The organism is Trebonia sp., assembly GCF_030042015.1.
Classification (GTDB): Bacteria; Actinomycetota; Actinomycetes; order Streptosporangiales; family Streptosporangiaceae; genus Trebonia.
Genome location: NZ_JASIAL010000263.1, coordinates 1 through 5,733, shown reverse-complemented (window position 1 = coordinate 5,733; position 5,733 = coordinate 1). Strand labels below are relative to the sequence as shown.

4 protein-coding genes, 1 other RNA gene and 1 pseudogene are annotated in these 5,733 nt (G+C 71.1%); 2 read left to right on the top strand and 4 right to left on the bottom strand.

The window, feature by feature from the left end; all coding sequences use genetic code 11:
- Window position 1 precedes the first annotated feature (1 nt).
- Together rnpB and Q1N79_RS14220 are read right to left on the bottom strand one after the other, a co-directional pair.
- Window positions 2-391: RNase P RNA component class A (gene rnpB, locus Q1N79_RS14225), an RNA gene on the bottom strand.
- Window positions 392-508: 117 nt separating this feature from the next.
- The gene (locus Q1N79_RS14220; RefSeq protein WP_300609245.1) at window positions 509-2,179 is read right to left on the bottom strand and encodes a hypothetical protein; all 1,671 of its coding nucleotides are present in this window, start codon (window positions 2,177-2,179) and stop codon (window positions 509-511) included.
- A 167-nt stretch (window positions 2,180-2,346) separates the two neighbouring features.
- Between Q1N79_RS14220 and Q1N79_RS14215 the strand changes: the two genes are divergently transcribed.
- A complete protein-coding gene (locus Q1N79_RS14215) occupies window positions 2,347-3,291 on the top strand; it encodes a hypothetical protein (RefSeq protein WP_300609243.1) in 945 nt (314 codons plus the stop codon).
- Here the strand turns inward: Q1N79_RS14215 and Q1N79_RS14210 are convergent.
- Window positions 3,266-3,718: a pyridoxamine 5'-phosphate oxidase family protein gene (locus tag Q1N79_RS14210; protein WP_300609241.1), complete on the bottom strand. Its 453-nt coding sequence runs from the start codon at window positions 3,716-3,718 to the stop codon at window positions 3,266-3,268. The two genes, Q1N79_RS14215 and Q1N79_RS14210, sit on opposite strands and share 26 nt — an antisense overlap.
- 288 nt (window positions 3,719-4,006) lie before the next feature.
- Window positions 4,007-5,434, bottom strand: a complete 1,428-nt coding sequence (locus tag Q1N79_RS14205; RefSeq protein ID WP_300609239.1) for a DUF3533 domain-containing protein — start codon at window positions 5,432-5,434, stop codon at window positions 4,007-4,009.
- A gap of 87 nt (window positions 5,435-5,521) precedes the next feature.
- Between Q1N79_RS14205 and Q1N79_RS14200 the strand changes: the two are divergent.
- Window positions 5,522-5,733, top strand: a pseudogene (locus Q1N79_RS14200) (hypothetical protein); the annotation flags it as partial.

The following is a 5,733-nucleotide window of genomic DNA, read 5'->3' as shown; positions in this document are numbered from 1 at the left end:
GGGGGCGAGCCGGCCTGTAGGCCGGGTTCTGTGCGCCCGCTTGCGCGGGGCGGCGGTCATCCATCTGGGACTGCCGTTGCCGGCAGCCTCGTGCGGTCTACCCGCGAGCATCGGGCGGGCAGCCCTCGAGCGCTCGCGCAGGCCGGCGCCTTGCGGCACGGGCCCTTTTGACCTTGCTCCGGGTGGGGTTTACCGAGCCGCCGCAGTCGCCTGCGGCGCTGGTGGTCTCTTACACCACCGTTTCACCCTTACCCCGCCATGCGGGGCGGTCTGTTTTCTGTGGCACTATCCCGCGGGTCACCCCGGGTCGGTGTTACCGACCACCCTGCCGTGTGGAGCCCGGACCTTCCTCACCGGGCCCGCAGCCCGGCGCGACCGCCCGGCCGGCTCGCCTTCGATTCAGGATACGCCGGATGAGCCTGGGCGTGCGCCGCGGCGGCCTCGGGCGGGTGCGGCCGGACCAGCGCGAACACGAGAATGCTGGCGACGGCGCCGAGGCCGGCGCCGCTTAGGCCACGGAGTCCGGGACGGTCGTCTCGTGCTCGCCGGCCGGCGAGGGCTGCCTGGCGGCGCTCTTCGGCCGCGGCGGGGCGAACGCCAGGCCCGCCGCCAGGCAGGCGAACGGGATGACCGGCAGCAGGTACCGGTAGTCGAAGTCGGCGATCGCGATCGGGAAGACGAGCAGCGCGACCGCGGTGACCCAGGGCGTCATGGGGGTGCCCCGGACCTGCCAGCGCAGCGGGAACGGGCGCAGCCGCAGCGACCGCACCGGCCGCCGCAGGGTCAGCACGCCGCCCAGGCCCATCAGCAGGATGAGGGCGAACAGCGGGCCGTAGGTGTACACGAGCCGCTGGTAGAGCAGGATGGGGATCGCGAACACCTCGATCACCCGGCCGGGCGCCTGATGGCCGTAGTTGAGCCAGTCCGCGTAGGCGTTTTCTGTCGCGATGTCGGACCCGACCCATGCCTGGTTAGTCGGCGGGAGCGCGTCGTAGGTGGCGGTCTTGTAGTGCAGGTGGAAGCTGTAGTAGTAGACCGTGTAGGCGCTCGGGTAGCCGATCCGCGGGAAGCCGAACGACAGCCCCACGTCCTTGACGACCGTCTTGACGTAGTCGAGCGGCTGCGCCTCGATCGCGTGGATCGCGAAGTCGAACAGCAGCCTGTTGTTCGCCGGGGTCACCGGCCCGCCGGTGCTGTCCAGGTCCTGGTGGACCTGCGGCGTGGACCACACGAAGGCGCCCGGCGGGGTCCGCTGCGACAGCGGCTGGGTCGGGCAGACCGTGGCCTGCGCGCCGGTCGGCTTGATCACCGCGCAGTTGGCGAACGACGACACCCGCCCCCACAGGTAGAAGCCGTCGGACAGCGTCAGGTTGTATGTCCCGGTGACCTCGTGGAACCAGCCCGCGTACGCCCCCACAGGGATCAGGCACCCGATCGTGATCAGGACCGTAGCCAGCCAGCCGCGCAGGCTCCGCCACCCCCGCACAAGCAAGAACAAGGGGAACGCAGCGACCACGACCGCTCCCTCGGTCCGCACATCGACCGCGTAGCCGACGAGCAGCCCGGCGACCAGCGCCGCCCACCACGGGACCTGCCGCCGCCACAGGATCAGCAGCATGGCGACCATGATCAGGAAGGTGAACAGCGCCTCGGCCATGATCATGTGCTCGTCCTCGATCATGTACCCGTCGAGCAGCACCGGCAGCGACGCGACCGTCGACCAGCGCCTGGAGACGCCGTAGTGGCGCAGCAGCGCGTAGATCATCACCGCGACCGCGAGCCCCATCAGGTGCTGGAGCCCGGTGACCAGGGTCAGGCTGTGGAACGGCAGCAGCAGCCGCAGGAACAGCGAGTAGCCGGTCGTCTTGGACAGGTCGGGCGTCGGCAGCAGCCGCAGGAGCCCAGCGAGGTCGGTCTTCCTGGACAGGTCGGGCGTCCGCAGCGCCGCGCCGAGGTAGACGTAGGAGTCCCCGGCGAACCACAGTGCGCCGGGGTAGCCGAGCATGGCCAGCAGCCGCAGGAACGCGCCGGCCGCCAGCGCCCAGGCGAACAGCTTGTTCTCCCTGGCGAGCGCCCGCAGCCAGGACATCGCCCGGCGCGGATAACGCCACGCGGCCGCCTGCTGCCCGGCCGCCGCCTCCTCCTCCTGGGGAGAGCCCGCCGTCACGTTGCGCTGCACGGGCATGATCCTATCCGGGCTTGCTGATCCTCGCCGTTCACTCCGGGGAGAGCACAACTCCTTGCCCGCCCGCACCACGGGTAGTATGCCACCGGGAGTGAAGCACGATGCCGCCCGATGTTAACGCTGCGCCGAGCAGCCGCTTCGAGGAGCCTCCTCGGCGCACTTTGGCGCGTGAGCCGGCGGGTTACGCCGCCCCTCGTCAGGACGATGAGCAGCTCAGGCGGCTGTCCGCCGAGCTTCGCGAGGCCCACCGGCGGATCCGGGAGCTCGAACAGCGCGCGAACCGCCCTGTCTCCCCCGCCGCTGGCGCGCGCGTGGAGCAGCTGTTGCAGGCCGCCAGGGAGCAGGCGGCCGAGTTCGTCCAGGCTGCCAGGTCCGAGGCCGAGGAGATCAGGGCCGCGGCCACGGCGTACGCCGCCGAGCTGCGCGCCGCCACCGAGCGTGAGGTGGCCGCGTCGCGGACGGCGGCCGAGCGGGAGGCGGCCGCGTTGCGATCGGCGGCCGAGCGGGACGCGGGGCAGCTGAAGGCGTCTTCGGCACGGGAGCGGGACGAGATCGTCACCGCGGCCAGACGGGAGGCGGGCGAGGTACGCCGCAGGGAGCAGTTCCTCCTGGAGCAGAGCGAGGTGCTGCGGACGCAGGCGGAGGCCGACCTCGAAGTGGAACTCGCGGCGCGCCGCGAGGAGGCCGAACGGCAGGAGGCGGGGCGGCTCGCCGAGGCTCAGGCCGCCACGCGCACGCTGGTCGCCGAGGCAGAACGGCGGGCCGCCGACGCCGAGCAGCGGGCCGCCGCGGCCATCGCGCAGGCGGAACAGACCAGGCGCGACGGTGCGCGCGACGCCGTCGCCGCGATCAGCGAGGCGCGTGAGAAGGCCGCGCAGATCGCCGCCAAGTCCGCCGAGCAGGCCGGACAGGCGCTCGCGGAGCTCGACGCGGAGGCCGAACGGCGCCGCGCGCAGGTGCGGAGCGAGCTCGCCGAGCTGACCAGGCAGAAAGACGAGGTCGCCGGCATCCTCGCGCAGATGCGCCAGGTGTTCCTCGCGGAGACGGGCGGCGGCTTAGGCGGCGGCTTGAGCGGGGGTGTCAGCGGCACCAGCCCACAAGCCTGAGCCCGGTGATGAGCTGCGGCCTGATCGCGATGACGTAGTCCATCTGGCCCTCTACCCACGGCTCGAGCAGCTGCTGGTACCTGGCGACCGCGGCGGGCTCGCTGACCAGCCGCGCCATCCCTGTCGCGATCACGCTCCACCCGGTGTGCCGGATCGGGTCAAGCTCGTCGGCCTCGTAGCCGACCACGGCGCCGTCCTCGGCCGCGGTGGCGCGCGTGACGATGGACGACCCCAGATGGGAGCGGACGATGATCGTCCGGTTATCCACCAGGTGGTTGACCGGCCGGATCGCGGGCATCGCGCGCTGGGTGAACACGATCCTGCCCAGCGACACGCTCGCCAGCAGCTCCCAGGACTCGGCCTCGGTCAGGTTGATCGTCTGCCGTGACCCCATGATCCGCGCACGGATCGCTTCATCTCCCGCCACCGGCACCTCATTGCCACCTAGTCAGTTCCCACGGGCCATGGTGAGCCCGGTACGCAATCGTGACCGGTCACGTACGCGGCATGTAGGGACCAAGGTCCCCTCGTTGGCGGCTACGACGGCGTGGCGGGCTAGCCTCAATGCCGGGGAGTTGAGGCAACTGGGCCATTGGCGCAGCTGGCCCGATACAGCCGGGCCGTTGGCGCAGCTGGCCCAGTCAGGGAGGCCGGGGTAGCGGCCGGAGGCACCAGGCGGCCGGGTACTGCGCTCCGGCGACCCGGCCAATTGCCCCTAGCCTGCGTCGGCAGGGCCGTCAAGTTCCGCCGACGCCGCTGTCTCGGCCGGGTTCGCCGCTACCGCCCCTGTCCTGGGCGGATCTTCCGTTGCCGCGGCCGCGCCGGCCTGGTCCTTGTAGGCCTGCACCGATGCATGGGCGTATTCGAGGAGCTCCGGGCGCAGCCGGTCGTATCCCTTCTTGTCGTACCACGTTGTCACGACGACCCCCACGATGACCCAGAAGACGAGCCCGATGGTCGTGAGAACCAGGCCACGGTCCAGGCCGGCGTCCCCCATGGCGTCGAAGTACAAGATGGCCCGCACCGCGCCGAGGATCTGGCGGAGCGGCTCGAAGTTGGCCACGAACCGGTAGAAGCCAGGCAGCGCCTGCAGCGGCACGGTCCCGCCAGACGACGCCAGGGCGAGGTAGACGAAGATGAGCAGGGCCAGCAGCTGCCCCAGTGATCCCAGCACGGCGAACAGGGCCAGCGTCCCGATGGAGACCACGGCGGCGGCGAACCAGCCGTACATCCACAGCTCAAACCAGTGCGGCGCGTCCATGCGCAAGATCCCCGCCGCCACGGCCACCACGAGGCCGGTGGCGGCCAGGGTACACGGCACGGCGATCCCCCATTTGGCGAGCAGGGTCTGCCACCGCGTGATCCGGAGCGGAAGGCGCTGCCGCCACCATGGCCCGATCTCGCTTGTGGCATAGCCGAGGGCGGCGTCGACCGACGTGTTCACGACGGTGGCGCCGAGGAACCCGCACATCATGATCAGCAGCGCGATGTAGAAGGCGCTCAGCCCGAGCCCGGAGTGGTTGGGCAGCGGCCGGTAGGCCGTGGGGTCCACGGTGACCGGGTCCGCGAGCAGCGCGTCGGGAGCGCTGCTCGCCGTGGCCTCGGCCTTGAGGTGGCTGCCTATCGAACGGGAGATGTCGGCGAGCGCCGGCTCGAGAACCCCCTCGGCCAGGCTCACGCCGAGCGTCCCCGCCCGGCTGTTCGTCAGCAGCTCGACCGTGGGCAGCGGGGCCGTCCTTGGCCCGGCGACGAGGGCGAGGACCGACGACGTGAAGTCGGGCGGGATGACGACGGTCGCGTAGGAGGAACCGGTGTTCATCTGCGCTTGCGCGCCGGAAAGGCTGGTGACCGTGACGGCGAGCCGGTCGGTGACCTGCTTCGTGCCGGTGAGGGCCCCGGCCACCTGGTCGCCCACGTTCACCCGCCCCGACGCCGTGGTGGCGCCGGTGTCCTCGTTGACGACCGCCACGGGCAGGCCGTGCAGACTGTCGGTGGGATCGACGATCGCCCCGAAGTAGAGCAGGGTCATCAGGATGACCAGCACCGACAGGACGGCGACAGGGAAGATCCACACCTGCTTCTTCTTCAGCAGCTGCGCCGCTCGCACGGCCCTGACGGCTGGGGTTTTCTCTGGTGTTGCCATATCCCCTCACTCGACACGGCTCGCTGCTCCCGTTGCGCGACGCTGACGACAGCGTAGCCAGCGCGGCCTGCGGGCTATGCTCGCCGGGTGGCCAGCACCCCCTTCCGTTACCGATCGCCCGAAGAGGACAGCGCCCGGTGGCTCGGATTCCCGTTCCGGGCCGGCGACATCGTGATCAGCACCCGGTCCAAGACCGGGACGACGTGGGTGCAGATGATCTGCGCGCTGCTGATCTTCCAGACGCCGCGGCTCCCGGCTCCGCTCGCGCAGCTGTCCCCGTGGCTCGATCACCTGATCGT